Here is a 24,120-nt window from a genome sequence, read left to right as displayed (position 1 = left end):
GTGGGGGTATGGTCAATCGGTATGTGCCGGCAGGGAACGAAGGGAACGCAGGGGTGCCATTTGTACTATCCCGTCTGATCCGGCGGCTTGGACGTTCGCGCTTCTGGGTACTGCCGGCTGTCATCATCGCCGCTGTGTTCGTTACCAGCTGGCCCCTCATGGTGTGGGCCGAGCCCTCAAGCAACTCGATCACGTCGGTTAAGACGTACTGGTGGTGGTTTTTAGTCACCGCCGCCACGGTCGGATACGGCGATTTCTTTCCCACCACGGTCGGCGGCCGCCTCGTCGGGGTGTATGTCATCGTCGGCGGCATCGTGACGCTGACCACCTTGTTCACCAGAATCGCAACCGCGATCGACAATGCGAAGGGACAGCGCATGAAAGGCCACCGGAATGTGGAGATGTCGGATCACCTCGTGATCGTGGGCTACACCCCTGGACGGACCGAACGCCTGATTCAGGAGATCACGGCGGACGACGCCCGTCGGGTGGTCCTGTGCGCTGCGGAGGACGTACGGGAAAATCCGATGCCCGAGCAGCACGGCCTGGATTTCGTCCGCGGAGATCCCGCCGAGGAAGGCGTGCTGCGCCGGGCCGGAGTGCACCGGGCCGCCCGCGTGCTCATCGACGCCCGCGACGACAACGAAGCGCTCGCCGTCACCGTCGCCGTCACCCATGTGAACCCCACCGCGCACACGGTGGTGACGCTGCGCGACATGGGCCGCGCCCGCAACTTCTCCTATGTCGACGCCAACGTCCGCTGCGTCCAGTGGCATTCGCCCCGCCTCGCCACCGAAGAGCTCGAAGATCCGGGCATCGCGATCGTCTACGCCGACCTCATGAGCCATGGCGGCCGAAACACCTACAGCACACGGCTCCCCGATGCGCTGCCGCCGGTCAACTTCGGACAGATCCAGGAAGCCCTGGGACGCCGCTTCACCACCACGGTGCTCGCCGTGCAGCACGAGGGCACCATCATTAACCCCGGCTGGGACACGCGGCTGCCCGAAAGCGCCGTCCTGTTCTACGTGGGCGAGCGCAGGCTCTCCGACGAGGAAATCCTCGGCGCCCTCGCACCGTAGCCCGCGGACGCCGCCCTCACCGGTTGCCGCCAGGACGGGCCTGGGAACCTCAGCCAACTTCCGCCTCCAGTTCACGCGCGAACTCAACACCACGCCCTCCAGCTACCGCCGCCTCTACCAGGGACGGAACAGGTCGGCGCTTGCGCCACGGTCCTCCCGATGAACGCCCTAGCACCCCTCCTGGTCCGGCGGTGATCGGCCCGGGCGCCTTGGCGATCCCGGGGCGAATGGGACAGAATGCGGTCATGGACATCACTGACAACGGACCAAAGCCCAACGCCTTCGACATCGAGAGCGCGACGACGGCGAACTCCGACTACCGCCGCGTCGCCTGGACCGGCAAGCACCTGCAGGTGACCCTCATGTCGATCGAGCCCGGGGGTGCGATCGGCCTCGAGGTGCATCACGGCACCGACCAGTTCCTGCGCATCGATGCAGGGAAGGGCCGGGTGAAGATGGGGCCCTCGAAGGACGACCTGTCGTTCCAGCAGGACGTCGGAGACGGCTGGAGCATCCAGGTGCCCGCCGGCACCTGGCACGACGTCGAGAACACCGGGGATGAGCCGCTCCGCCTTTACACCATCTACGCGCCCACGCACCACGCGCAGGGGATCGTGCAGGCGACGCCGGAGGACGCCGAGAAGGACGAGGAACAGGGCCGCGACGAGCCGCCGTCGTGGGTCGAGGAAGTGGACGACAAGGGCGAAGAATCCGCCTGAGTCCTCTAGAGCGAAGACACCCGACATGGGCCGGCCGGGAGGCCGGCCCGTGTCATGGGCACCCCGATCCGCGGCAGCGGGGTTCCGTCAGCCGGAGTCCTCCGCCCGCCAGGACTGGTAAGCGATCCGGCGCACTAGCTGTCGGGCACACGAGCGGCAGGCCCGAGCCTCCTCACGCCCGGTTTTTCTGGGGCTGGGTGGAGTCATTCATCACGCCATTGCCACCGGCTGTCAGGGAGCGTGGCAGGTGTCCTCATCGCGTTGGTACTTGAGTTCACGTTTCACGCTGAGATTATCCGCGGTGATGGTGCACGTTGATCCGTCGGGCAGCGTGTAGGTGTCCGACGCTTCGATCCTGATCACCTGGGGGTCATTGAAGAACGGGTCAACATAATTCCTGAATACGCTGACGTAGCGGTGGGTGTTCTCGATGCTGGTCGTTTCCCCGCTGGTGGTCTGGATGACGCTCACGTCACCCGCTCCCTGGGAAACCAGTACGCCGCTCGGAGTGCGCACTACATTGTTCCGCTCGGTCCCGGCCTGACAAAAGGTGTCACCGGAAATCTCATCGGTGAAACACATCGAGTACTCGGTGGACTGCATTCCCTGGCTGCTGGCTGCATCTGCCGGGACGGCGCCCGTCGATAGCAGCGCCAAAGCTCCGAATCCCAAAACCACCCTGCGCCAAGCATTTCCGGACATAGCCAACCCAACCTTCCTTATTCAGTTATCCCTCAGCGGGAATTGGTGACGCTCAGGTTACGGCGGACAATTTCCCCGGTCAATGATGTGTGGAATGGCGTATAAGCCATCCTCCGCCGAGGATGAAGAACGGCTTCCGGGCTGATTCCGGGGCTTCCTCTGGCTCCCGCGAACCAGTCGTAGTAGACAGGGGGCATGACGAATAGGACCGGAGTGGCACCCCGCCTGGCCCAAGCCCTGGGGATCGTGCTCGGCACCCAGGAGATCCCGCTGAGGCTCCGGGCCTGGGACGGTTCGGAAGCCGGCCCCTCCGGTGCGCCAGTGATCGAGTTCCGCTCCCCGCGGGGATTGCGCCGGATGCTGTGGTCGCCGAACCAGCTCGGACTGAGCCGGGCATATGTGGCCGGCGACCTCGACGGACCCGGCAATCTCTTCGAGAGCTTCTCCGCGCTCAGCTCGGTGGGCAAATTCGCCGAACTGAAGGCCTTCCGCCCTCCTACCCTGGGCGAGCGTTCCAGACTGCTCCGCACCGCGGTCCGGGTGGGTGCGCTCGGACTTCCGCCTGCACCGCCGCCGGAGGAAATGAACGTCACCCGGTTCGGAAGGAAGCACTCCAAGAAACGTGACGCCGCGGCGATCTCCTCCCACTACGACGTCGGCAATGACTTCTATGCGCTGGTGCTCGGCCCGTCAATGGTTTACTCCTGCGCGGTCTGGGAGGACGAAAACACCGACCTGGATGCGGCACAGGAGACGAAGCTCGACCTGGTCTGCCGCAAACTCTCCCTTGGGCCCGGCCTGCGGGTGCTCGACGTAGGCTGCGGCTGGGGCAGTTTTGCCCTGCACGCCGCACGGAACTACGGAGTCGACGTCGTCGGCGTCACGCTCTCCAAGGAGCAGGCGGCCCTCGGGCGGAAGCGGGCCGCCGACGCCGGGCTCGCCGACCGCGTCGAGATCCGGGTCCAGGATTACCGCGACGTCGCCGATGGTCCATTCGACGCCATCAGCTCGATCGGTATGGCCGAACATGTCGGCCGGGAACAGATCGGGAACTACGCGTCCCACCTCTACGGCCTGCTGCGTCCCGGCGGGCGCCTGCTCAACCACGCAATTTCGTGGAACGCCGGCGACATGCCTCCGGACCCTGACTCCTTCATCCCCCGCTACGTCTTTCCCGACGGCGAAATGCTCAGCCTCACCGTCATGCTCGGGGCGCTGGAATCGGCCGGCCTTGAAGTGCTCGACGTCGAAGCGCTGCGGCTGCACTACGGGCTGACACTGCGCGCCTGGGTGCGCAACCTTGAGGAGAACTGGGACGAAGCGGTACGGCTCACGAGCGAGGGACGTGCCCGGGTGTGGCGTTTGTACATGGCGGCGAGCGCGCTCGGCTTCGAGCGCGGGCTGAACGGCGTCAACCAGGTGCTGGCGCAGCGCCCGGGCGGCGGAAACCCACCACTGCGGCTGCGGAAATGGATCTAGGCCTCAGTTAGAACACCACCGTCACGAGCACGTTGAGGCCGGCGCGCCCGGTGCCACCTCAAGTTCATCTGCAGTCCTCAAACCTTGACGCCTGCTTGAGCGGGTCTTCACCTTCCCCCGCCATCATTGAAGACGGGGGCTCATTAATCCCTGGACCGGTTGCAGCCTGAGCACAGGCGAGGGCAGCCCGGCCTCACTCAAAGGAGACACCATGACGCAGTCCACCCCCGATTCGGCCACCGGCCCCACAGTGGTCCTGATCCACGGCGCCTTCGCCGACAGTTCCAGCTGGAACGGCGTCGTCGAACGGCTCCAGGACGCCGGAGTACCCGTGCAGGCCGTCAGCAATCCGCTGCGCGGCATCTCTCACGATTCGGCGTACGCCGCCAGCGCCATCCGGCAGATCCCCGGACCTGTACTCGCCGTCGGGCACTCCTATGGCGGAGCGGTCATCACCAATGCGTCACCTCAGGCCGACAACGTCGTTGGGCTGGTCTATGTCGCGGCCTTCGCTCCCGACGAGGGTGAAACCCTCGAGGGCATCGAGAACGGCTCCACGGACAGCGTGCTGAACACGGCGCTGGTCCCCACTCAATATCCCGTCGGGCAGGACTCGGAGACGGCAGTCGAGCTCACGGTTGACCCTGCAAAGTTCCATGACGCCTTTGCCTCCGATGTGTCCGTCAAGGAGGCCGCGGTGATGGCCGCCACGCAGCGCCCTGTCGCCGCCGCCGCCTTCGGCGAGCCGACGGGAACGCCCGCCTGGAAGACCCTGCCGTCCTGGGCCGTCGTGCCGACCGGAGACAAGGCCGCAGGCAGCGACGTACTGCGTTCAATGGCACAACGGGCCCAGGCGACGATCACCGAGACCGAGGGTTCGCACGTCATCATGGTGTCCCAGCCCCAGATCGTCACCGACGTGATCCTGCAGGCACTGGAGGGTGTCCGATAACTTGGGCCCGGCGGGGCACCGCGAACCCCGGGCAGTGTGACCTCCGGCGTGTCCGACCAGCGGGGGTGTCGCTCCTCACGCGGTGAACCATCAGACTGTCCTCATGGAGTGGAAGCGTGCGAAGGACTGGCTGATCGGTGCTGGAGGGATGGTTCTCGCCCTGGGCGTTGCGCTCGTCGTCCTCTGGTGGGCGGCAAGCGACCCGGCGAACGGGAATGAAGCTGAGCCTGAGCCGTCGCCTACACAGGGCACCGGGCGCCCGATGGGCGCCGTGCCACCGGACGGGCTGCGCGAGGACGAGGTGTGGCTCGCAGACCTTGACCTCGACGCCGGGACGCTGGTGACGGCGGGATCGGTGCTCCACGACGTCCGGGCGGTCGGCCAGGACGTGGTCTCGGGCCCCGAGGGGCTCGTCGCCGGCCGGCTCGCCGTGGACGCGACGGTGCCGTACGAGGTCGTCGCCGAGGAGCTCGGCGGCGGGTCGGTGATCCGGGCCGCCGACGGCGGCCAGGCCACGGTGGTCCGCACGGTCGAGGCCCTGGGCCGCGAACTGCGCGTCACCGCCACCGGCACCGTCGATGTTGAGGACGGCAGGCTGGTTCTCGAACCGCGGTCGATCGATGTCGGCGGGCCGGACTTCCTCTCCGATGCCACCGCCGCCGTCGTGCGCAGGTTTGTGACTATTGAGCACGACATCGAGGGCCTGCCGGAGGGCCTCGTGCTCCAGGACGTCGCGGTCAGGGACGACGGATTCCGTGCGAACCTCCGGGGTGAGGACGTCGAACTCGCCCCCTGAGGTGTGCTCGTCCTGAAATATTCTTCCAAGATCCTGCGCGATTCGGGACAATGGTCCCCCGGCGACCCGCGCCGCGGTTCCCGTCAACCACCAGCGACCAACGTTTGGGAAGGACCACCAATGGACGTGTCGACACTGACCTCACTTCTCCATGAGGCCGAGGAACACCACGGCAAGTACGAAGCAAACTCCGCTCCTCATGCGTGGCCGGACTGGTATGCAGCGTTTATCGTCTCGCGCGAGCAGGGCCGCACCCCGGAACAGGCGTACGACGACGCCGTCCAGCACCTCGAGGGCGGTGGGCAGTAACCACTCCGGGTGCCCTCCCAGATGCTATGACGTCTGTTCCTCGCCGCTCTGCTCCCGTGCGAGGTACGAGGCGTACCACTGCGCCCAGTTAGGGTCCTCCTGGGTGTTGCGCTTCTCCAGGTCCTGATAGGCCGCGGCGGCGCGCTCGAGTGCCTGGGCGAGGTCGGCGGGCGAGCCGAACGCGGTCCCGCCCTGAACGCGGCCCGGGAACCGCTGAGTGATCTCCTGCAGGATCCAGCTGTTGCCGTCCGGATCACTGAACGAGACGAACGACCCGTAGGTGCCGCGCTCCGGATGGGGCCCGGGAACGGGCTCGTCGTTGCCTGGAAACCTGCACGCGTAACCGGACTCGCAGTGGAAGACCTCACTCGCATCAACACCCCGGGAGACGAGGTCCCGGCGCGCCGCTTCGATGTCGGTGACGATCAGGTGCGTGCCCCGGGCGGAACCAGGCTCGGCCAGCGTGACCTGCCTGCCGAACTGAACCGAGCATCCGGAGCCGGGGGGTGTGTATTGAAGGCTGCGGAAGTTCCCGTCGACGCGTTCGCCGTCGAGCCTCCACCCCAGGCTGTCGTAGAACTGTTTCGCGCGGTCGACGTCGGCAACCGGTATAACGATCACCTCCAGCTTCATGTCCACCGCGGCGCTCCGAGCCGTGGCCTCGGTGCTGGTATCGGGTTCTGTCGGGTTCACGTTGGCCTCCCTTGTCGTACCTCTCAGGTGAGCCTCAGGGTGGCACCGTGGAGCACCCGGCGCAAGGGTGCCCGGTTGGTATTACGTGCCGGGATACAGCCAACTGCGGTCGCCTTTTACAGCAGCCCCGGCGACCAGCCGAGTGCGTCCCTGTCCGCGGCAGGAAGGGAGGCGACGATCAGGTCATAGGAATCCTCGATCATGTCCCGCACGGTTGCGGCAGACAGGGTTCCATCGAGCCGCACACCGTTCCAGTGCTTCTTGTTGAGGTGCCAGGCGCCTGTGATTTCGGGGTGCGCAGCCCGAAGCTGGACAGCCAGCGCCGGATCGCACTTCAAGGAGATGGACACCGGCCCGGCCCGGCGCCCGACGAACGCGAAGATCTTGCCCGCCGGCGTCCCGCCCTGCTGGCGGACCCGGACGCGGAATACCGCTGTCTCGGGGCCGAAGGGGTAGTCCTCGTAGGCACCCGGGAAGGACAGACACGAGATCCGGAGCCACTCGAAGTCCATACGACCACCCTAGCCGCCCGTATTCGCGCGCAACCAGCATCGGCCACCCACGGGCGGGAACCGCTGCCGCATGGGCCGAGGTGACTGGGATAGGCTCACTGGGAACGAATCATCAATGACATTCGACTGTCCGGGGCGGGGAACATTTTGGATCTTTTGGGCGGCATCAGCCTCGACGTACTCCGCATTCTTCCGTGGATCGCGGCCATCGTCTTCGCGCTCGCGGCCGGCTTCTGGCGTCCGCGCAAGCTTCATTGGACTGCGCTTTCTTCAGTCCTCCTTTTCGCGGCGCTCAATGCGGGTGCCGCGATTTACGTACTGAATTCTTTCAACGATCCGCGCTGGTCTTCAGGGAAAGATCCGTCGCTGAGCACCCCATCGTTGTCCGACACGCCCATCGTTGGTGAGTATCTGGGCGACCTGGATTCCGCTCTGGAGGACGTGGTCGGTGGGGTGAACGAGTTCCTCGCGTTCAAGCAGGCACTTCCCGTCGCGCTGGACTTCCTTGCCGCGTCCGGCTGGGCCCTCCTCGCGTCGTTCCCGCTCGCCATTCTCGCCGCCGGCATCGGCTTTACGATGGCCCGGCGCCGGACGGCGGCCTTCGATCGATACCGCGCCGACGTCGACCTGCTCAAGGAAGAGCTTGAGCAGCTCAAACGGCAGATCTCGTCGGGTCATTCCGGCTCCACCGCACTGCCTTCAGGGCACGCGGACAGCGAGGTACTGCCCAGACGCACGCGGAGCTAGACATCCAGGTGGGCTGCTGACGTCGGCGCTTGACCGGGACTTTTCCGGCCGGAGGGGCTGCGCTTCGCCGTCGGGCGGGGAAAGCCCTACCGGGCGTTTCGACCGGCCCAGGCTTCTGTGTAGAACAGCGGGGAACGCGACTCCAGCAGTTCACCGTAGGCGTCCGGCTTCATCGCCTGGCCCGAACCCTTGGGGACCTCCGCGGCGAAGGCGGACACGCCCAGCCCGGCCTCCTGATCCTTCAGGGTCAACCCGGCGGCTTCAAGCAGGGTGGGGTAAAGGTTCAGCTGATCGATGCGGGGGCGCAGCGCGCCGTCCGTGTCTCCACCCGGAATCCAGATCCGGTTGAAGATGGTGCGGTTGGGGTGGTTGTCCAGCTGCTCGTGAAAGGCGTCATTCGCGCCCATGTGCTTGAGGTGGTCGCCCATGATCACCACGGCGGTGTCGTCGAGGTAGCCCTTCTCCTTCATGTGCTCAACGAATCCAGCCACCTGGGTCATGGAGCAGGAGAACACCGAGGTGACCTCCTCCTGGGTATCCACGTCGCAGTAGTCGAAGATGTACGCCGGCTCGTGGGTGTCAAGCGTCAGCACAGTGAGGTTGAACGGTTCACCGGTCCTCTCCGCTTCGGCGTGCAGCCCGTCGATCTCGTCCTTGGCGTAGGCCATCAGGCGTTCATCGCTCAGGCCCCAGTCGCTGCGGAAGTTCTTCTCCGGTTCGCCGGCGGCGCGCCAGTCGGAGAGGTCCTTCTGCCCGGAGTAGCCGTGACTGCTGAGGAAGGTGCCCTTCGCGGCGAAGGCGGCGTTGGCACCGCCCAGGAAGACGTTGGTGTAGCCGTGCTCATCCAGGACATCGCCCATGCAGGTGAGCCCTCCCAGGTAAGTGTCGAGACCGCCGCCGAGATCATTGCCCGCAGCGGAGCCCACGCCCTTCAGCGGAACGCCGCACTGCGTCGCGACGAGCCCCGACATGGTCCAGCCTCCACCCTTGTACTGCTGGAAGTCATCGACGCTCTGCCAGCCGTCCGAGGCCTCGGACACCTCCTTTAGAGGAGCGAACGCGTCTTTCTCAAAGAGCCGGTCATTGGCGAGGGTGGCCTCCCCTGACTCGAGGTAGATCACCACCAGGTTGCGCTTGTCGTCGTCGTTGGTGATAACCGGCTTCACGTAGTAATCGCCGATGTCGTATTTCGAGTTCGCCGCCCGGATGTAGTCCCCCAGGCCCACCGTGGTGGCGAAGGCGGTGGTGCCGCCGACGACGACCGCGGCCACCAGGGCGGTGGAGACGGTGTGCATGATCCACTGACGGCGACGAGGACGGTCGCCGTCGCCGTTGCGGCGGCGCCTGCGGCGGCGGAGGGACTGCCATATCGCGACTCCGACGGTAATGAGGAGGGGTACGACTCCGATGCCCAGGATTCCAGTCCATACGATGGGTCCGCCCCCACCGTCGGTTTCCACGGAGACGAGGTTCAGGAGCATCTGACCCACGGAAATCTCGCCCCAGTACATACGGATGCCCAAGGAGGCGATGAGCAGCGCGAGTCCGGCCCAGATCAGGACGTAGACAACGATGCGGCCGACGACGACGCCGACCCGTCGGGTCACGTGAAGAATCCGGTCAGACATCGCTACACCTCGCATTCCAGTTGCCCGGGCGTTCGCCAAACCAACCCGTTCTCGGGCCGATCGAAGCCTAGTGCCGCTACCCTACCCGTTCAACGGTCGTTCACCCGTTGGTAATGGGGCGTACCCCTCAGCATGTGCTGGTTCAACGCCCGGTTGCCGGGAATCGTTCGGCGGCGGTGCGGGACAGCGGTGGAATTGCCGCGTTGCATAATGGGTCGAGCGGAATTGTGCTACCTGTCACGATTCGGATAGATCCGGAAGGGCGTGGGGTTGAGATGGATTTTTCTGATTTGAATTGTGGGCGGGAACACTTCGCTTGTCCTCCAGCACATTTCGGGTGTGCCGGAGCAGTGGGGGCGGTCTGTTGAGCTTCTTCGATCTCCACCACGGCGCCTCGCCGCTCATTCTTCCCAACGCCTGGGACGTCGGCTCTGCCCTGATGTTCCGGCAGGAGGGTTTCCCCGCGATCGGCACCACAAGCTTCGGCCTCGCCGCTCGCGACGGGCACGCCGATGCGCGGCGTTCCGTCCAGGACAGCACTGCACGGCTGGTTCATCAGCTCCTGAACCTCGACTGCTACGTCTCGGCGGATATTGAGGATGGCTTCTCCGATTCACCAGCCGCCGTCGCCGATTACGTCGACCGGCTGGCGGCGCATGGGATCAATATTGAGGACAGCACCGGGGGAAGCCTTGTCGCTCCCGACCTGCATGCGGCGAAAATCTCGTCGATCAAGGACCGAAACCCGGGCGTTTTCGTCAATGCCCGGATAGACACCTACTGGCTCGGTGAGCAGGCAACGGTTGAGTCCACTCTGGAGCGGGCCCACCGGTACGTTGAGGCAGGCGCGGATGGCATCTTCGTGCCGGGCGTTCTGAAGCCCGCCGAGATCACGGCATTCACCACGGCGATCCCTGCCCCATTGAACGTGCTGGCCAGTACCGCCCACACCTCAACTTGGCTCGGCGAGATGGGGGTGCGGCGGATCAGTACGGGCTCCCTGCCGTACCGGGCAGCCCTGGATGCGGCCCTGCGCGTTGCCACGGACGTGCGGGACGGAAGACCGGCAACACGAGCGACACCCTATGACGCCGTCCAGAGAATGCTCGGGGAATTTGAGCGGACGACCCGTCACTGAAGCTGAGGAGCCGCAGTTCTCCGGCCCCCTTCCAGTCGTTAGCTGATTGCAGACGCCTCCGGGGGCTCATTAGGCTCGGCGGTCAAGGCAGCTGACCTTGTAAGGAGACTCCGATCAGAATTCTTTTGGCCATTTCCGGTGGTCTACTGATCGCCGCTGCAATCCTAAGTCTCATCCTCGGCAACTGGGACGTGCTGATTGGCATGACACTCGCTCTAGCCATGATCGCCGCCGGTGAATGTGCCTCCGAGTGGAGCTACAGGTACTCCGAGGAGACCGAGAAGCATCGTGAAAAATTGATCGGCAAGAGCACAATTCAAACCACCTACTATTACGACGACGACGACGAAGAGCCGCCCTCGAACCCTGAGGGTGGGAAAGACTCGCCGTTGTAGCCGGCGCGTTAGAGGTCGCCACAGCGGCACCGCGTCGAACTTGCCCGAGAAAGCACCCATTGGAGGATTCTCTTATGAGTGCGGTGCCGTCAATCCATCGGTAAAGAATGATGAGATCCCATTTCATTGAGCAACCGCTGCTCAAAGGCGTGCTCCACTTGCATGATCGAAGCATTCGCCTCAGCGCCTGGTGGTCGCTGTAGCGCTCATTGTGTCTTCAGTGCCTTGCGGAACAGGACAAGGTCATCCCCGTCCTCCCAGTAGTCTCTGATCCTCGCCTCCTCGTCGTATCCGTTCTTTCCGTAGAACCTGCGCGTCAGGTCGTACTGTGCTGACGCCGAGGTTTCAATCAGCAGGAGCCGCTGGTCCTGATCGCGCAGATCCTGCTCGACCTGCGCGAGGAGCGTAGCTCCGCGTCCCTGGCCCTGCAAGGCAGGGTGCACGGCGATCATCGTCAGGTCCCACACCCGGTCGGTAGCCGTCTTGGGCTGATAGTAGGCCACTCCTACGACCCGGCCGTCGCGTTCATCGACAATGCAGGCGTGCCCGCTCGCCTGCCCCGTGGCGAAGTAGGAAGCCATCATCTCCTCGATGAAGCCGCGTGCCTCTTGAGGAAACATGTCCGCCTCAATCACGAGCTGAGCAATAGGGGCGGAGTCAGACGGAGCAGCAGGACGCATGGGAGCACCTTGGGTAGCCGGAAGACCGCAGATGCGTGATCGTCTGCGCTCACGACGGACTGTACCAACGGGTGAAATTCGGGCACAATCCCCCTTCGGGTGAAGACCACGGCTGTTCCTCCCCGTCGTTCCTGGATCCGCGTCGTGGCGATCCTCCTGCACCGCAAAGGCGATTTTTCATGCACCCCCTCTCCATCAAGGACATCCGTTCCTCCTTCATCAACGCCACCCGGTCCGAGACCGTAAAGCTGACTCCGCCCAAGGTTCTCGAGACACTCGACTGGGCGAACCTCGACCTCCTCGGCTGGCGTGATGAGAAGATGCCGCTGCGCGGCTACCTCGTCCTGCCGACCGATCAGGGGCTCACAGGCGTCATGCTCAGGGCGCCGGAAGGGGGTCCCCGCAGGAACCGGTCGGTTCTGTGCGAGCTGTGCCGCGACGTCTTCTCCAAGGAGGACGTTCTGCTCTGGGTGGCGCGCCGGGCCGGTCAGTCCGGCCGCAACGGCAACACCGTCGGCACCCTCATCTGCGCCGATTTCCTCTGCTCGTCCAACGTGCGCAAGGAACCGCCGGCGAACGAGATCCACCCCGACCCGGCGCTCGTGGTCAAGCGGCAGGTGGAGGAGTTCCGGGAGCGCGCCGAGAAGTTCGTAGGCCGCGTGCGGCAGCAGTAGCCAAGGACGACAGGGTGCTACGTATCAGGACGCGTCCCGGTCGGCATGATCCGGGACGGTCCTAACCCCAGTATTCGGCCTGCGGGCAGAGGTCTTCGAGTCTCTCAAAGTCGTAGGTATCGATCTCCGAGTACGGGCTCCAGCCGCCGTCCATGTCGATGAAGGCCTGAAGTGTGGGCCTGTCGGGGGCTTCGTATCCTTGCTTGGCCAGGCAGTCCGCCGAATTCGTGACGGCTGTGTACATTTCCGACCACTGCTCACCGGTGAATGTCGCTGGGTCCGGGAGCAGGCCCTCCCCGCATTCCTCGGCGTCCTTCCGGTACAGGTCCAGCTGCTCTTCGGACACTGACGAGGAGGAAATCGAGATCGCGCCGTCGTCGGTGATGGAGACCTCCCACCCGCGGTCGCGCAGACAGGCACTCTGGCGGTTGGTTGCGTCCTCCGCCGAGGTTGCATGGGAGGTGGGTTCGCGCGGTTCTTCCCCGGCGCAACCGGTCAGGAGAGCCGGCGTGGCCACCGCCATGAGCAGCCCCGCCCGAAGCACCAAGGTTGGCGGGCGGCGCGGCCCCGATGTATGCGTACGTCCGAAACCCCCCATGGTCTTCATGCGAGCAAACTAGCATGCGATTCGGGGTCAGCGTCAGGAGAATTATGGAAGCGCTCCCCCGCGTTGGGAGTCTGGCCGGCGGGCGGATGGCTAGGCTGGGGGGATGGCCACAGTTATTCTCGTGCGGCACGGCCGCACCACAGCCAATGCCACGGGCCTGCTGGCCGGCCGGGCTGCCGGCGTCGAACTGGATCAGATCGGGCGCGACCAGGCGGCCCTGACCGGAGAGCGGCTCGCGTCCGTTCCGGTCGTCGGTGTGGTGTCGAGCCCCCTCGAGCGTTGTCAGCAGACCGCCCGGTTCATCCTGGATCGCCAGGCCGGCACCCCGCACGCACCGGTCGATATGAATGTCGATTCGAGTCTGACTGAGTGCGATTACGGCCAGTGGCAGGGACGCATGCTCAGCGATCTCGCGACCGAGGATCTGTGGTCGGTGGTGCAGTCGCAACCGTCCGCCGTCACCTTTCCCGGCGGCGAATCCATGGCCGCGATGCAGGCCCGGTCAGTTGCGGCGGTTCGACGCCACGATGCAGCCTTCGAAGCCGAGCACGGGCCAGGGGCGGTGTGGGTGGCGGTGAGTCACGGCGACATCATTAAGTCGATCCTCGCTGACGCGCTCGGCATGCACCTCGACCTGTTCCAGCGAATCACGGTCGGTCCGGCCTCGGTGTCGATAGTGCGCTACGGCACGAGCCGGCCGAACGTTTATGCCACCAACACCGACGCCGGAGATCTGTCCTGGCTGGCGAACAGCGTTCCCTCCGGCGATGCACCGGTGGGCGGTGGCGCAGGGCACACGGCGCCGCCGGCTTCCTCAGCCTAAAATAGGTCTATGCCTACAATCGTTCACGAGTTCCCCTGGCCTGACCGGGTCGTCATCGGCACCATCGGCGCTCCGGGGGAACGAACGTTCTACCTGCAGGCGCGCACCGGGAAGCAGATCGTCAGTATCGCCCTGGAGAAGCAGCAGTCCGCGCAGCTTGCGGAGAAGATCGACGAAATCCTCGATCAGCTCGGCACCCTCGACGGCAACCCCTTCAGCGTTCCCACAAGTACTCCCATCGAACTCGTCGACAATGACCAGCTCGACGCCGTTGAGGAGCAGTTTCGAACCGGCGCCATGAGCCTGGGCTGGGACCCGACGACGGCGCAGATCGTCGTCGAGGCCTACCCTCTCGCCGATCTCGAGGCCGACGACGAGGCCGACGACGAGGCCGAATCGCTCGATGACAACGACGCTGACGGATCCGAAGTGCTCCGGGTGCGGATGCCGGTCGGCACCGCCCGTGCCTTCGCCAAGCGCACCCGCGAGATCGTTGGCGCCGGGCGTCCGATCTGCCCGATCTGCGGTTACCCAGTGGACGCCGACGGCCATACCTGCACCCTTCCCGAGGACTGATGCCGGCACCCGACCTGGTGACCGCCGAGCTGACGCTCACCGGGCGCATCACGACGGCGTCGAACGCCACCTTCCTGGGCAGCGTCGGCGGCACCACGGTGGTCTATAAGCCGATCGCAGGCGAGAGCCCGTTGTGGGATTTTCCCGACGGCACCCTGGCTCAGCGGGAGGTGGCCGCCTACCTCGTCTCGCAGGTGCTGGGCTGGAACGTCGTGCCGAAGACCTGGCTGCGCGATGGTCCGCTGGGCGAGGGAATGGTGCAGCTTTGGCAGGAACAGGACCCGGCCCAAAACGCCGTGGACCTGGTTGCGACGGCCAAGGTGCCCGAGACCGGCTGGAAACCCGTCCTTGAGGGCCAGGACGAGGACGGACGGATGGTTACCCTCGTTCACGAAGACTCGCCGGCGCTGAGGCGCATGGCGGTGTTCGACGTCGTCGTCAACAACGCCGACCGCAAGGGCGCCCACATTCTTCCCATGACGGACGGGCACCGGCACGGCGTGGACCATGGGCTTACCTTCCACAGCGACCACAAGCTGCGCACGGTGCTCTGGGGATGGCTGGGGGACGCGCTGACCGCCGAGGAACGGGACGGCATCGACCGGATCAGCGAAGGACTGCACGGAGAGCTGGGCCGCGGCCTGGCGGACCTGCTCACCGCCGAAGAAATCGCTTCCCTCGCCGCGCGCTGTGCCCGGATGCGCCGGGCAGGGCGGTTTCCGGCTCCGAGCGGCGGGATGCCCGCGGTTCCCTGGCCGCTGTTCTAACGGGATCGCTGCGGGCCGGTCGGCCGGCTGCCGCGGCTAGTTGTTCGTTTCCGCTGTCTGCTGGACCGGGGCCGCCCAGCTTGCGAGGAGCCGCAACCGCTCTTCGTGGGCTGTGCCCGGTTCAGCGGTGTAGACGCTGAGGCGGTGGACCGCCCGCGGAAAGGTGGGCAGGGTCAGGGACTGATAGGTCAGTTTCAGCTCCCCCGCCACGGGGTGCCGCAGCCGCTTGATCCCCTCGTGGCGGAAGCGGATGTCATGCGAGGCCCACAGGGTGCGGAACTCGGGGCTCAGGGTGGACAGTTCGCCCACCAGTTCGCGCAGGGACCTGTTGTTGGGGTCCCGGCCGGCTTCGGCGCGAAGCAGTGCTGCGGTCGCCGCGGCCCCGGCCTCCCAGTCGACGACGAACTCCCGGGCCGCCGGCTCCAGGAAGTGGAAGCGCGCGAAGTTCGCCTGCCCGTTGGCCGTGGTGGATGCGTTGGTGAACATCGGGGCGTGAAGCGCCCGGCCGAGAGGGTTGCTGGCGGCGACGTCGAGCCGGCCGTTACACACGAACGCGGCCGAGAGCGTCATCGAGTCCAGCAGCCACTGCACCGAGGGCGCCACCCCGGCTTCCGTCCGGCGGGGTGCCCGGCGTGCGGGCCGGGCGGCCCGCGCCAGCTCGAAGAGGTACAGGCACTCCTCTTCGCCCAACTGCAGCGCACGGGAGACGGCCTTGAGGACGTCGTCGGACACACCGCTGATGTTGCCCTTCTCCAACCGTGCATACCACTCGGTGCTCACACCGGCGAGAACCGCAACCTCCTCGCGGCGCAGTCCAGGAACGCGCCGCCGGCTGCCGGCCGGCAGGCCGACCTGCTCGGGGCGGAGTTTCGCACGGCGGCTGGCCAAAAAGTCCCGGATGTCGGCGCGATTGTCGGGCTGGTTGTCCATGAATCCACGATAACCCTGCGTTCTGCGGCGTGAGGGGTAGAACCTGTCCCCCCGATAAAGGCAGCCTTCTTCAAGCGCGCGAAACAGGGTCGAATTGATGGGAACGGCACCGAGGGAATGCCGATGCGCCCCCGGGACGGCGCCGTTCAAGCCCAGCTTTGTTAGGAGAAACCATGCTTTCCGTTACTGCTTATGCAGCGCCTTCAGCGACCGAGGGCCTGATCCCCACCACCATCGAGCGCCGCGACGTTGGCCCGCACGATGTGCTCATCCAGATCAAGTTCGCCGGCATCTGCCACTCCGACATCCACACCGTCCGCGGCGAGTGGGGACCGCAGCAGTACCCGCTGGTCCCCGGCCACGAGATTGCCGGAATCGTCACCGAGGTGGGCGCGGAGGTCACCAAACACGCCGTCGGCGACCGGGTGGGTGTCGGCTGCATGGTGAACTCGTGCGGGGAATGCGTGAACTGCCGGAAGGGCGAGGAACAGTACTGCCTCGCCGGGTCCGTCGGCACCTACGGCGTGGTGGACCGCGATGGGACGATCACCCAGGGCGGCTACTCCACGCACGTCGTGGTGACCGAAGACTTCGTCGTCAGCATCCCCGAAGGGATCGGCCTCGACGCTGCCGCCCCGCTGCTGTGCGCGGGAATCACCACCTACTCGCCGCTGCGCCACTGGGGCGCCGGCCCCGGCCGGAAGGTCGCCGTCGTCGGGCTCGGCGGCCTCGGTCACATGGCGGTGAAGCTCGCGCACGCCATGGGGGCGGAGGTCACCGTGCTTTCCCAGTCGCTGAAGAAACAGGAGGACGGCCTGAAACTGGGTGCCGACCACTACTACGCCACCAGCGATGAGAACACCTTCACGGACCTGGCCGGGTCCTTCGACCTGATCATCAATACGGTCAGCGCCCCACTCGATATCAGCGCCTACCTCGAGTTGCTGGCCCTCGACGGCGCCCTGGTGAACGTCGGAGCCCCGCCCGAACCGCTCCCCGTCAACGCGTTCTCCCTCATCATGGGCCGCCGTTCCTTCGCCGGCTCGATGATCGGTGGCATCCGTGAGACCCAGGAAATGCTCGACTTCTGCGCCGAGCACGGACTCAGTGCGGAGATCGAGGTTATTTCGGCGGACAGGATCAATGAGGCCTACGAACGCGTCCTGGCCTCCGACGTGCGGTACCGGTTCGTCATCGACACCTCGACCCTCGGCTAACAGGCTCTCCGCCGCTAACTGGCTCGCTGGTCCCCCGACCGGGACCGATCGAGCATGCTGATGGCTGCGGCCCCGACGGTCGCCGCCGAGGCAAGGCCGAGCGGGACCCAGGAACCGAACGGAATGGCGGCGCCTGCGGCCGCTGTCCCAGCCGAGCCCGCAGCGATCTTGAGTGCGCCGACCCAGATGAAGACCAGGCCGCGGGCGGCCCGCGGGGCGTATTCGCTGCGGCCGGCGAGTGTTGCGGCGAAGAACAGCGCATTCGCGGTTCCGGTGAGGCAGAACGCCGCGAGGGAGGCCTCGAAGGTGGGGGTGAGCAGGGTGAGGGTGAGCATCGCTGCCACGACGAAGGCCAGGGAACTCATCAGGCGGTCGGCATCCCTGCGAAGCGGACGGATCATGAGGGCTGCAGAGCCGAGGAGGTTTCCGATTCCGTATGCCGCGACCAGGGTGCCGGCGGCCGGGGGCGTGTCGAGTGTGGCAGCGGCCGCGCTGATGGGCAGAGCCGCCACCGCGAAGGCGACAGTGACGGTGAGCAGGAGGGTGCGGCGCAGCGGGCCGGAACGCACCATCAGTCGGAGGGTCCGTACCGGCCCCGGCACCTCGGCGCCCTTAACGGGTGGCTCCTGCCTTGGCAGGGCGAGGATGCCTCCTGCTCCAAGGACTGCGGCCGAGGCGAGGAGGAGGGTGGCGGTAAGCGGGTCGGCCGCCGCAGCGATCCAGGCGACGGCGGCGGGGCCGAGGGTTCCGGCCAGCCCATAACTTGCCACGTCCCAACTCTGCACCCTGCGCTGGCTCCTCAGGGCCGGACCGGCGATGGCGGGCAGGCGGCTGCTGATTCCGCCGGTGAGCATTGGTCCGAAGAGGCCCGAGGCGACGAGCAGCAGGGCAGGCCAGAGCGGCCAGGTCACCGGAAGGAGCAGGGCCGCGGCGCCGAGCAGCACCCCGTGAAGGACCGCGGACAGCGCGATGAGCTTCCTGCCGTCGTCTGCGGTGTCGAGGCGCCGGGCGATGAACGGGCCGAGCAGGTGCGGTGCGGTGATCGAGGCGCCGAGGACGCCGGCCAGCCAGCCCGGAAGCCCGCTGTCCAGGGCGAGGAGCACGATGGCGACGACGGCACCGCCGTCGGCGCTCCGCACGAGGGTGGCGGCGACGACGTAGCGGGCCAACCCCGCGGCCCGGCGGTCCCTGAGGTGCCGGGTTCCGGTGCCGGTACGTCCTCCGTGGTGACCGCCGGGGCCGGTGGCGGTTCCGGGTTCAGCCGTCGAGTCGGAGGTCACGGATCACTCCGGCCACGCGTGCCCGCTGCTGGTCGTTCAGCCCCTGAATGGGCAGCGGAAGGCAGTTGTCCGACGCCAGCCCCAGCTCTCCCGCGATGGCGGCCACGACGCGGATGCTGCCGCCGTACTCGCTGAAGAGCTGCCACAGCGGGGCCAGGCGCTGGGACTCGGCGGCGGCGTCGTCGGCCCGTCCCTGCTGGGCGGCCCGGGTCAGACGCAGGGCCGGGGCGGGCAGCGTGCCGCCGATGACCGAGTACCAGGCATCACAACCGGCGGCCAGTCCCGCGGCCGCTGCGGCGTCCCCTGACACCCCGATCGTCACGTGGTCCGGGATGGCCGACCGGATCTCCCGAACGCGCGACCGGGCCGACTGCGGGTCCGAGGGTACGGCCGGGATCTTGATCGAGGCGATCCCCGGCAGCTGGGCGATGCGTCCGTAGAGTCCGGTTGAAAAGGTGAAGTGGGTGGTGCCGGGGTTGTCGTAGACGATGACGGGCAGCGGCGAGTGCCCGGTCACCGCCCGGTACAGGCCGAACACCTCGTCCTCGGTGAGGGGCTGGTAGGTCATCGGCGCCAGCAGGAGGGCGGACGCTCCGGCCTGTATGGCCAGGTCGGCGTTGCGAAGCACCTGCGAGGTCCGCAGCGCCCCGATCCCGACAAACACCGGGACCGGCCCGGCATGCTCCACCGCCAGGCGGGCGACGCGGGCGCGCTCGTCGGTGCTGAGGTAGGCATAGGACCCGGTGGAGCCGAGTGCAGTGATGGAGTCGACCCGTGCTTCCCGAAGCCGTGTCATGAGGCGGACAAAGGCGGCTTCGTCCACGGCGTCATGGGCGAGCGGGGTGAGCGGGAAGGCGCTGAGGCCTGTGAACATTTTCGGTGCTCCTTTTCTGGGAGGACTGGGGGCCTGCGCCCGCCGGTATCGGGGCGGCCGTCTGGAGTGCGCCGGGCGCCCGGTCAGCCGGGGAGGTCGGCGGGGCGCGCGGTTGACGGGTGCTGGGTGGAACGGCGGCCTCCCCGCTGCGCCGCGGCACCGGCGAAGACGACGAGGAGGATGCCGAGCAGTTGCACAGGCGAGGGCTGCTGGTGGAGGACGATCAACCCCAGGAGCAACCCGATCGCCGGCTCGAGCGCCATCAGGGTACCGAAGGCTGTCGCCGTCATGCGTCGAAGGGCGAGCATTTCGAGGGCGAACGGCAGCACGGGCAGCAGGAGGGCCAAACCCGCGGCCGCGGCGATGACCTCGAGGCTCAGGTGCCCCGCCGCCTGCGGAATCCCGACGACGGCAGCGGTTACTGCGGCGACAGGGATGGTGAGTGAGAGGGATGAGATGCCGCTGAAACGGTCTCCGACGCGCTGGCTGAGCACGATGTAGAGCGCCCAGCCGACGGCGGCGAGTCCTGCGAAGAGGATGCCGACGGGATTCACTTCACCGTGCCAGGGTTCGGTCAGCAGCACGACGCCGCCCAGGGCGAGGATCGGCCAGACCAGGGCCCGGGAGGAACGGGCGCGCACGGCGGCGACGGTCAACGGGCCGAGGAATTCGATCGCAACCGCGGTGCCCAGGGGAATGTATTCGAGCGCGGCGAGGAACCCAACCGTCATCAGCCCCGTCATGATGCCCAGCCCGAGCAGCACCGGAACATCTTGGCGGCGCACCCGGCGCAGGGGTGGACGGGCAAGGATCATAAAGATCACGGCTCCCATGCTGAGCCTGAGCCACGCGGTGCCCGCTGGCCCGATGGAGGCGATCAAGCCCACCGACAGCGCCGACCCGAGCTGGACCGACAGCATCGCCGCCACGGCGAGCCCCCACGGTGGAACGGGACCCCGCACGCGGGAGTTCATGGGCGGGCCCCGTTGGTGGGCAGCCCGGAGGCGTCCGGCTTGTGTCCCGACCCTACGCCGGGCTCGAAAACCGCCAGGGTGAATCGGGCCGCCTGACTTCCCGGGTTCGTGTAGGAATGGTCGACGTCGCCGGGGAAGGTCATGGCGTCACCGTCGGCGAGGACGACTGTCTGCTCGGCGACTCGAATAGTGATCGCCCCCTGCCGGACCTGCAGGAGTTCCTTCGTGCCGGCCGAGTGCGCCTCGCTCACGTGGGACTCCCCCGGCTCCAGCGTCCAATCCCAGAGCTCGACCACATCGGGCTTTTCAGTCCCCGCAACAAGCACCCCGCGGCCGCCTGAGCTGCCGGTCCAGAGGGTGGCGCCGTCGCCGTGCCGCGTGATCTTCACCGGCTTCGGCCGGGGCGGCTCCACCAGTGCCGGCAGCCCGAGGCCGAGCGCATCGCTGATCCGCAGCAGGGTTCCGACACTGGGGTTGGCAAGCCCCTGCTCCACGTTGACGACCATCCGGCGGCTCACTCCGGCTGCCTCCGCGAGTTGGTCGAGCGTCAACCGGCGCGTCTGCCGCTCGGTTCGAACGCGCTCACCGATCGCCGTGGCCAGCGACGTTGTCTCTTCATCCATCAGTGCATCATAGTGCACTTCAAGTGCATTAGCATAGCCTGATGTGATGGAGGGCGTGCCGCACTGAGCGCCGCGATACGGGCAGTCAGATACGGATTGAGAGGTTCACAAGTGGGTCGTCAGATCTGCGTCGAGTGTTGCCCGCGGATTGTGAGAGTGCCGGACGCCGACCGTGAAGGCGCCAAGCTTCCGCCCCAGCGCCAGGTAGGCGTCGCTGTCTTCAAGGACGACGCATGGGGGAACGCAAAGATCACGGAAGATCGCTTCCTTGTCCCGTCCCGGAGCCCGGCGGGCTACCGTGACGAAAGGCTGAAGCTTCCAGCCGGCAAGCAGGGCTGCGATCAGGTCCGGGTCACCATTGGAAACGACGACCTGCTCGTCGGCGACTCCATCGAGCTCGGGCATCAACCGCGAAGCCAGCCACGAGGGTTTCAAGCTGCGTAGGGCGACGGCAGCGACAACTTCTCCCCGCTCGCGGTGTAGGTTCGGGACTTCGGTTACCGCGGCTGGAAAACCCTGCGAGATAAGACGCTCCCAGATCCACTGCTCGGTGTGCCCCACAAGTTCGGCGAAGAAGTCCGGGGCAAACCCGTAGCTTCGGCGCTCCGCCAGCTCGCGGTAGCTGGCTTCATGCAGGGGCTCAGTGTGACCGACCACGCCGTCGAAGTCCCAAATGACCCGCGATCCGGTTGCTTCTTGCAGCAACGCCATTAGCAAGGATTCTGCTTTTTCCTCGACCATTGATGCACTCAGCGGGACTTATGCCGAACGGAATCCTTCTTTTTGGCCTTCGGCGCTTTCTCCGATTCTTCGATCTCGTAGCGCTGGGGCACAAACCGCTGGCGGTCGAACGGCGGTCGCTCGTAGCTCCGCTTCTGGCGCTCGGGCAACTCGACGTCCGGCAACTCCGGCTGCTCGTAAGGCAACAGTGACAGCAGATGGGCCATCAGGTTGAGCCGGGCCTCCTTCTTGTTGTCGGCGTCCACCACCCACCACGGGCTGCGCTCGGTGTCACTGAACTCAAACATCTTGTCCTTGGCCTCGGCGTAATCGACCCAGCGGGCCTGCGCCTCAAGGTCCATGGGGCTCAGCTTCCAACGCTTGGCCGGGTTGTCGATGCGGCTCTGGAATCGACGGCGCTGCTCGGAGTCGGAAAGGCTCAACCAGTACTTCACCAGGACGATCCCATCGGAGATCAGGGCATCCTCGAGCAGAGGCACAGTGTCGACGAAGTGGGCATACTCTTCGTCAGTGCAAAAGCCCATGACCCGCTCCACCCCGGCCCGGTTGTACCAGGACCGGTCGAACAGCACCATCTCCCCGGCCGCCGGCAGATGGGCGATGTAGCGCTGAAAGTACCACTGCGATCGCTCGCGCTCGGTCGGCGCCGGGAGTGCGACGACCCGGCAGGAGCGCGGGTTGAGCGCGCCGCTGATGCGTTGGATCGTTCCGCCCTTGCCGGCGGTGTCGCGTCCTTCAAAGATAACGACCAGCCGCGTCCCGGTTTTGCGCACCCACTCCTGAAAGGCGACCAGTTCTTCCTGCAATCGCAGCAATTCCTTCTCGTAGTCCTTCTTGGACAGGACCTGGGAGCTTGCCTCATCGGGCGATTTCTTGACCACACCTCACATCCTGCCCCGGACCGGAGCATTCAGGGAGGTGCTTCCACTGTTCGGGCCGAAGGACCAGGAGGATTGACATTCCGCGCTCATCGAGCCATGTACCGCGTGCAAGGTGACTGCCTGATTTTACGGAGATCGCCCGAAATTGATGCGCCTCGCCGAACGAAAAAGCGCACCTGGTTGGATGACGTCCAACCAGGTGCGCCGCATCTCTCGACTAAATCCTCATTATTTCGATCGGGCCTGCAGACCCGATCGGACTAGAAGTCCCAGTCGTCGTCCTCGGTGTTGACTGCCTTGCCGATGACGTACGACGAGCCCGAGCCCGAGAAGAAGTCGTGGTTCTCGTCAGCGTTCGGTGAGAGCGCCGACAGGATCGCCGGGTTCACATCGGTCACGGAGGACGGGAACATCGCCTCGTAGCCCAGGTTCATCAGCGCCTTGTTGGCGTTGTAGTGAAGGAACTTCTTGACGTCCTCGGCCAGACCGACGGAGTCGTACAGGTCGTGCGTGTACTGAACCTCGTTCTCGTACAGCTCGAACAGCAGCTCGTAGGTGTAGTCCTTGATCTCCTGCTTGCGCTCCTCCGACTGGCCCTCGAGGCCCTTCTGGAACTTGTAACCGATGTAGTAGCCGTGCACGGCCTCGTCGCGGATGATCAGGCGGATCAGGTCGGCCGTGTTCGTCAGCTTCGCCCGTGAGGACCAGTACATCGGCAGGTAGAACCCGGAGTAGAACAGGAAGCTCTCAAGCAGCGTGGAAGCGACCTTGCGCTTCAGCGGATCATCGCCCTGGTAGTAGTCCATGACGATCTGCGCCTTCTTCTGAAGGTTCACATTCTCGGTGGACCAGCGGAAGGCCTCGTCAATCTCCTTGGTGGAGGCCAGCGTGGAGAAGATGGAGGAGTAGCTCTTGGCGTGCACCGACTCCATGAACGCGATGTTGGTGTACACCGCCTCTTCCTGCTGCGTGATCGCGTCGGGGATCAGGCTGACGGCACCGACGGTGGCCTGCACCGTGTCGAGCAGGGTGAGGCCGGTGAACACGCGCATGGTGAGCTGCTGCTCGTCCGGGGTCAGCGTGGCCCAGGACTGGACGTCGTTGGACAGCGGCACCTTCTCCGGCAGCCAGAAGTTGTTGACGAGGCGGTTCCAGACCTCGACATCCTTTTCGTCCCGGATGCGGTTCCAGTTGATCGCCTCAACATGGCTGAGAAGCTTCAGTTTTTCGGTCATGACTCCGACTCGCTTTCTGAGGTAAAACTTGGTTCGGCTGAGTCTTCGATGCAATACCTGCAGTCGGCTTTCTCAATGCCTTCGTT

Annotated in this window: 28 protein-coding genes; 14 read left to right on the top strand and 14 right to left on the bottom strand. The window is 65.9% G+C overall.

Annotation, left to right across the window (positions count from 1 at the left end; all coding sequences use genetic code 11):
* Nucleotides 1-53 precede the first annotated feature (53 nt).
* Together QZX79_RS17955 and QZX79_RS17950 are read left to right on the top strand one after the other, a co-directional pair.
* A complete protein-coding gene (locus QZX79_RS17955) occupies nucleotides 54-1,082 on the top strand; it encodes an ion channel (RefSeq protein ID WP_294570611.1) in 1,029 nt (342 codons plus the stop codon).
* A gap of 245 nt (nucleotides 1,083-1,327) precedes the next feature.
* Nucleotides 1,328-1,801 carry a cupin domain-containing protein gene (locus QZX79_RS17950; protein ID WP_294570607.1) on the top strand — a complete coding sequence of 158 codons (474 nt, stop codon included), beginning with the start codon at nucleotides 1,328-1,330 and terminating at the stop codon, nucleotides 1,799-1,801.
* 231 nt (nucleotides 1,802-2,032) lie between these two features.
* On the opposite strand, the gene QZX79_RS17945 is transcribed toward QZX79_RS17950, so the two are convergent.
* A complete protein-coding gene (locus QZX79_RS17945; protein ID WP_294570604.1) occupies nucleotides 2,033-2,503 on the bottom strand; it encodes a hypothetical protein in 471 nt (156 codons plus the stop codon).
* A gap of 195 nt (nucleotides 2,504-2,698) precedes the next feature.
* On the opposite strand from QZX79_RS17945, the gene QZX79_RS17940 reads away from it, so the two are divergent.
* The 4 genes from QZX79_RS17940 to QZX79_RS17925 all read left to right on the top strand — a co-directional run bounded on the left by QZX79_RS17940 (nucleotide 2,699) and on the right by QZX79_RS17925 (nucleotide 6,039).
* Nucleotides 2,699-3,982 carry a cyclopropane-fatty-acyl-phospholipid synthase family protein gene (locus QZX79_RS17940; protein WP_294570602.1) on the top strand — a complete coding sequence of 428 codons (1,284 nt, stop codon included), beginning with the start codon at nucleotides 2,699-2,701 and terminating at the stop codon, nucleotides 3,980-3,982.
* A gap of 211 nt (nucleotides 3,983-4,193) precedes the next feature.
* Nucleotides 4,194-4,934 (top strand): alpha/beta hydrolase, encoded by a 741-nt coding sequence (locus QZX79_RS17935; RefSeq protein ID WP_294570599.1) that lies wholly within the window; start codon nucleotides 4,194-4,196, stop codon nucleotides 4,932-4,934.
* Between the two features lie 103 nt (nucleotides 4,935-5,037).
* The gene (locus QZX79_RS17930) at nucleotides 5,038-5,730 is read left to right on the top strand and encodes a DUF2993 domain-containing protein (protein ID WP_294570596.1); all 693 of its coding nucleotides are present in this window, start codon (nucleotides 5,038-5,040) and stop codon (nucleotides 5,728-5,730) included.
* A 120-nt stretch (nucleotides 5,731-5,850) separates the two neighbouring features.
* The gene (locus QZX79_RS17925; RefSeq protein ID WP_294570593.1) at nucleotides 5,851-6,039 is read left to right on the top strand and encodes a hypothetical protein; all 189 of its coding nucleotides are present in this window, start codon (nucleotides 5,851-5,853) and stop codon (nucleotides 6,037-6,039) included.
* 24 nt (nucleotides 6,040-6,063) lie between these two features.
* Here the strand turns inward: QZX79_RS17925 and QZX79_RS18650 are convergent, their stop codons facing one another.
* Both QZX79_RS18650 and QZX79_RS17915 read right to left on the bottom strand, forming a co-directional pair.
* Nucleotides 6,064-6,732: a VOC family protein gene (locus tag QZX79_RS18650; protein WP_366485160.1), complete on the bottom strand. Its 669-nt coding sequence runs from the start codon at nucleotides 6,730-6,732 to the stop codon at nucleotides 6,064-6,066.
* Nucleotides 6,733-6,848: 116 nt separating this feature from the next.
* Nucleotides 6,849-7,244 carry an MmcQ/YjbR family DNA-binding protein gene (locus QZX79_RS17915; RefSeq protein WP_294570589.1) on the bottom strand — a complete coding sequence of 132 codons (396 nt, stop codon included), beginning with the start codon at nucleotides 7,242-7,244 and terminating at the stop codon, nucleotides 6,849-6,851.
* Between the two features lie 147 nt (nucleotides 7,245-7,391).
* On the opposite strand from QZX79_RS17915, the gene QZX79_RS17910 reads away from it, so the two are divergent.
* Nucleotides 7,392-7,991, top strand: coding sequence for a hypothetical protein (locus QZX79_RS17910; RefSeq protein WP_294570587.1), 600 nt, complete (start codon nucleotides 7,392-7,394; stop codon nucleotides 7,989-7,991).
* 86 nt (nucleotides 7,992-8,077) lie between these two features.
* Here the strand turns inward: QZX79_RS17910 and QZX79_RS17905 are convergent, their stop codons facing one another.
* A complete protein-coding gene (locus QZX79_RS17905; RefSeq protein ID WP_294570585.1) occupies nucleotides 8,078-9,619 on the bottom strand; it encodes an LTA synthase family protein in 1,542 nt (513 codons plus the stop codon).
* A gap of 364 nt (nucleotides 9,620-9,983) precedes the next feature.
* On the opposite strand from QZX79_RS17905, the gene QZX79_RS17900 reads away from it, so the two are divergent.
* Together QZX79_RS17900 and QZX79_RS17895 are read left to right on the top strand one after the other, a co-directional pair.
* Nucleotides 9,984-10,757 (top strand): isocitrate lyase/phosphoenolpyruvate mutase family protein, encoded by a 774-nt coding sequence (locus tag QZX79_RS17900; protein WP_294570582.1) that lies wholly within the window; start codon nucleotides 9,984-9,986, stop codon nucleotides 10,755-10,757.
* Nucleotides 10,758-10,882: 125 nt separating this feature from the next.
* Complete coding sequence (locus QZX79_RS17895; RefSeq protein WP_294570579.1) at nucleotides 10,883-11,152, top strand: hypothetical protein; 270 nt, start codon at nucleotides 10,883-10,885, stop codon at nucleotides 11,150-11,152.
* 206 nt (nucleotides 11,153-11,358) lie between these two features.
* Here QZX79_RS17895 and QZX79_RS17890 read toward each other — a convergent pair whose 3' ends face one another.
* The gene (locus QZX79_RS17890) at nucleotides 11,359-11,772 is read right to left on the bottom strand and encodes a GNAT family N-acetyltransferase (RefSeq protein ID WP_294570576.1); all 414 of its coding nucleotides are present in this window, start codon (nucleotides 11,770-11,772) and stop codon (nucleotides 11,359-11,361) included.
* A gap of 239 nt (nucleotides 11,773-12,011) precedes the next feature.
* Here QZX79_RS17890 and QZX79_RS17885 point away from each other — a divergent pair, with 239 nt between their 5' ends.
* A complete protein-coding gene (locus tag QZX79_RS17885) occupies nucleotides 12,012-12,506 on the top strand; it encodes an FBP domain-containing protein (protein ID WP_294570573.1) in 495 nt (164 codons plus the stop codon).
* Between the two features lie 61 nt (nucleotides 12,507-12,567).
* Here QZX79_RS17885 and QZX79_RS17880 read toward each other — a convergent pair whose 3' ends face one another.
* On the bottom strand, nucleotides 12,568-13,029 hold the full coding sequence (locus QZX79_RS17880; RefSeq protein ID WP_294570570.1) for a hypothetical protein: 462 nt from the start codon (nucleotides 13,027-13,029) through the stop codon (nucleotides 12,568-12,570).
* 187 nt (nucleotides 13,030-13,216) lie between these two features.
* On the opposite strand from QZX79_RS17880, the gene QZX79_RS17875 reads away from it, so the two are divergent.
* From QZX79_RS17875 to QZX79_RS17865, 3 genes are read left to right on the top strand one after another with little or no spacing between them, the layout of a single operon-like run.
* On the top strand, nucleotides 13,217-13,936 hold the full coding sequence (locus tag QZX79_RS17875) for an MSMEG_4193 family putative phosphomutase (RefSeq protein WP_294570568.1): 720 nt from the start codon (nucleotides 13,217-13,219) through the stop codon (nucleotides 13,934-13,936).
* 9 nt (nucleotides 13,937-13,945) lie between these two features.
* Nucleotides 13,946-14,512, top strand: coding sequence for a DUF3090 domain-containing protein (locus QZX79_RS17870; protein ID WP_294570563.1), 567 nt, complete (start codon nucleotides 13,946-13,948; stop codon nucleotides 14,510-14,512).
* Entirely contained in the window at nucleotides 14,512-15,279 is a 768-nt protein-coding gene (locus QZX79_RS17865; RefSeq protein WP_294570560.1) for an SCO1664 family protein, read from the top strand. The genes QZX79_RS17870 and QZX79_RS17865 overlap by 1 nt, the downstream gene beginning before the upstream one ends.
* A 36-nt stretch (nucleotides 15,280-15,315) precedes the next feature.
* Here QZX79_RS17865 and QZX79_RS17860 read toward each other — a convergent pair whose 3' ends face one another.
* The gene (locus tag QZX79_RS17860) at nucleotides 15,316-16,209 is read right to left on the bottom strand and encodes a helix-turn-helix domain-containing protein (protein ID WP_294570555.1); all 894 of its coding nucleotides are present in this window, start codon (nucleotides 16,207-16,209) and stop codon (nucleotides 15,316-15,318) included.
* A gap of 173 nt (nucleotides 16,210-16,382) precedes the next feature.
* On the opposite strand from QZX79_RS17860, the gene QZX79_RS17855 reads away from it, so the two are divergent.
* Nucleotides 16,383-17,426: an NAD(P)-dependent alcohol dehydrogenase gene (locus QZX79_RS17855; RefSeq protein WP_294570551.1), complete on the top strand. Its 1,044-nt coding sequence runs from the start codon at nucleotides 16,383-16,385 to the stop codon at nucleotides 17,424-17,426.
* A 14-nt stretch (nucleotides 17,427-17,440) separates the two neighbouring features.
* Here the strand turns inward: QZX79_RS17855 and QZX79_RS17850 are convergent, their stop codons facing one another.
* From QZX79_RS17850 to nrdF, 7 genes are all read right to left on the bottom strand, one after another.
* Complete coding sequence (locus tag QZX79_RS17850; RefSeq protein ID WP_294570550.1) at nucleotides 17,441-18,706, bottom strand: MFS transporter; 1,266 nt, start codon at nucleotides 18,704-18,706, stop codon at nucleotides 17,441-17,443.
* A complete protein-coding gene (locus QZX79_RS17845; protein WP_294570547.1) occupies nucleotides 18,684-19,580 on the bottom strand; it encodes a dihydrodipicolinate synthase family protein in 897 nt (298 codons plus the stop codon). Before QZX79_RS17845 ends, QZX79_RS17850 begins: the two co-directional genes overlap by 23 nt.
* A gap of 83 nt (nucleotides 19,581-19,663) precedes the next feature.
* A complete protein-coding gene (locus QZX79_RS17840; RefSeq protein WP_294570544.1) occupies nucleotides 19,664-20,554 on the bottom strand; it encodes a DMT family transporter in 891 nt (296 codons plus the stop codon).
* Entirely contained in the window at nucleotides 20,551-21,177 is a 627-nt protein-coding gene (locus QZX79_RS17835) for a helix-turn-helix domain-containing protein (protein ID WP_294570541.1), read from the bottom strand. Before QZX79_RS17835 ends, QZX79_RS17840 begins: the two co-directional genes overlap by 4 nt.
* A gap of 105 nt (nucleotides 21,178-21,282) precedes the next feature.
* Nucleotides 21,283-21,918 (bottom strand): hypothetical protein, encoded by a 636-nt coding sequence (locus tag QZX79_RS17830; RefSeq protein ID WP_294570540.1) that lies wholly within the window; start codon nucleotides 21,916-21,918, stop codon nucleotides 21,283-21,285.
* 8 nt (nucleotides 21,919-21,926) lie between these two features.
* Nucleotides 21,927-22,799: a polyphosphate kinase 2 gene (gene ppk2 / locus QZX79_RS17825; protein ID WP_294570537.1), complete on the bottom strand. Its 873-nt coding sequence runs from the start codon at nucleotides 22,797-22,799 to the stop codon at nucleotides 21,927-21,929.
* Between the two features lie 260 nt (nucleotides 22,800-23,059).
* Nucleotides 23,060-24,034 carry a class 1b ribonucleoside-diphosphate reductase subunit beta gene (gene nrdF / locus QZX79_RS17820; RefSeq protein ID WP_294570535.1) on the bottom strand — a complete coding sequence of 325 codons (975 nt, stop codon included), beginning with the start codon at nucleotides 24,032-24,034 and terminating at the stop codon, nucleotides 23,060-23,062.
* Nucleotides 24,035-24,120: the final 86 nt, after the last annotated feature.

This window comes from uncultured Arthrobacter sp. (assembly GCF_902805515.1).
GTDB lineage: Bacteria > Actinomycetota > Actinomycetes > Actinomycetales > Micrococcaceae > Arthrobacter_D.
The sequence above is the reverse complement of the archived record's forward strand: the minus strand, read 5'-3'. Positions and strand labels throughout refer to the sequence as shown.

Bases quoted from the DNA above. Each gene is read 5' to 3' on its own strand.
- QZX79_RS17950 (WP_294570607.1), top strand. From the start codon at position 1,328: ATGGACATCACTGACAACGGACCAAAGCCCAACGCCTTCGACATCGAG.
- QZX79_RS17945 (WP_294570604.1), bottom strand. From the start codon at position 2,503: ATGTCCGGAAATGCTTGGCGCAGGGTGGTTTTGGGATTCGGAGCTTTG.
- QZX79_RS17940 (WP_294570602.1), top strand. From the start codon at position 2,699: ATGACGAATAGGACCGGAGTGGCACCCCGCCTGGCCCAAGCCCTGGGG.
- QZX79_RS17935 (WP_294570599.1), top strand. From the start codon at position 4,194: ATGACGCAGTCCACCCCCGATTCGGCCACCGGCCCCACAGTGGTCCTG.
- QZX79_RS17930 (WP_294570596.1), top strand. From the start codon at position 5,038: ATGGAGTGGAAGCGTGCGAAGGACTGGCTGATCGGTGCTGGAGGGATG.
- QZX79_RS17925 (WP_294570593.1), top strand. From the start codon at position 5,851: ATGGACGTGTCGACACTGACCTCACTTCTCCATGAGGCCGAGGAACAC.
- QZX79_RS17915 (WP_294570589.1), bottom strand. From the start codon at position 7,244: ATGGACTTCGAGTGGCTCCGGATCTCGTGTCTGTCCTTCCCGGGTGCC.
- QZX79_RS17905 (WP_294570585.1), bottom strand. From the start codon at position 9,619: ATGTCTGACCGGATTCTTCACGTGACCCGACGGGTCGGCGTCGTCGTC.
- QZX79_RS17890 (WP_294570576.1), bottom strand. From the start codon at position 11,772: ATGTTTCCTCAAGAGGCACGCGGCTTCATCGAGGAGATGATGGCTTCC.
- QZX79_RS17885 (WP_294570573.1), top strand. From the start codon at position 12,012: ATGCACCCCCTCTCCATCAAGGACATCCGTTCCTCCTTCATCAACGCC.
- QZX79_RS17880 (WP_294570570.1), bottom strand. From the start codon at position 13,029: ATGGCGGTGGCCACGCCGGCTCTCCTGACCGGTTGCGCCGGGGAAGAA.
- QZX79_RS17875 (WP_294570568.1), top strand. From the start codon at position 13,217: ATGGCCACAGTTATTCTCGTGCGGCACGGCCGCACCACAGCCAATGCC.
- QZX79_RS17870 (WP_294570563.1), top strand. From the start codon at position 13,946: ATGCCTACAATCGTTCACGAGTTCCCCTGGCCTGACCGGGTCGTCATC.
- QZX79_RS17865 (WP_294570560.1), top strand. From the start codon at position 14,512: ATGCCGGCACCCGACCTGGTGACCGCCGAGCTGACGCTCACCGGGCGC.
- QZX79_RS17860 (WP_294570555.1), bottom strand. From the start codon at position 16,209: ATGGACAACCAGCCCGACAATCGCGCCGACATCCGGGACTTTTTGGCC.
- QZX79_RS17855 (WP_294570551.1), top strand. From the start codon at position 16,383: ATGCTTTCCGTTACTGCTTATGCAGCGCCTTCAGCGACCGAGGGCCTG.
- QZX79_RS17845 (WP_294570547.1), bottom strand. From the start codon at position 19,580: ATGTTCACAGGCCTCAGCGCCTTCCCGCTCACCCCGCTCGCCCATGAC.
- QZX79_RS17840 (WP_294570544.1), bottom strand. From the start codon at position 20,554: ATGAACTCCCGCGTGCGGGGTCCCGTTCCACCGTGGGGGCTCGCCGTG.
- QZX79_RS17835 (WP_294570541.1), bottom strand. From the start codon at position 21,177: ATGGATGAAGAGACAACGTCGCTGGCCACGGCGATCGGTGAGCGCGTT.
- QZX79_RS17830 (WP_294570540.1), bottom strand. From the start codon at position 21,918: ATGGTCGAGGAAAAAGCAGAATCCTTGCTAATGGCGTTGCTGCAAGAA.
- nrdF (WP_294570535.1), bottom strand. From the start codon at position 24,034: ATGACCGAAAAACTGAAGCTTCTCAGCCATGTTGAGGCGATCAACTGG.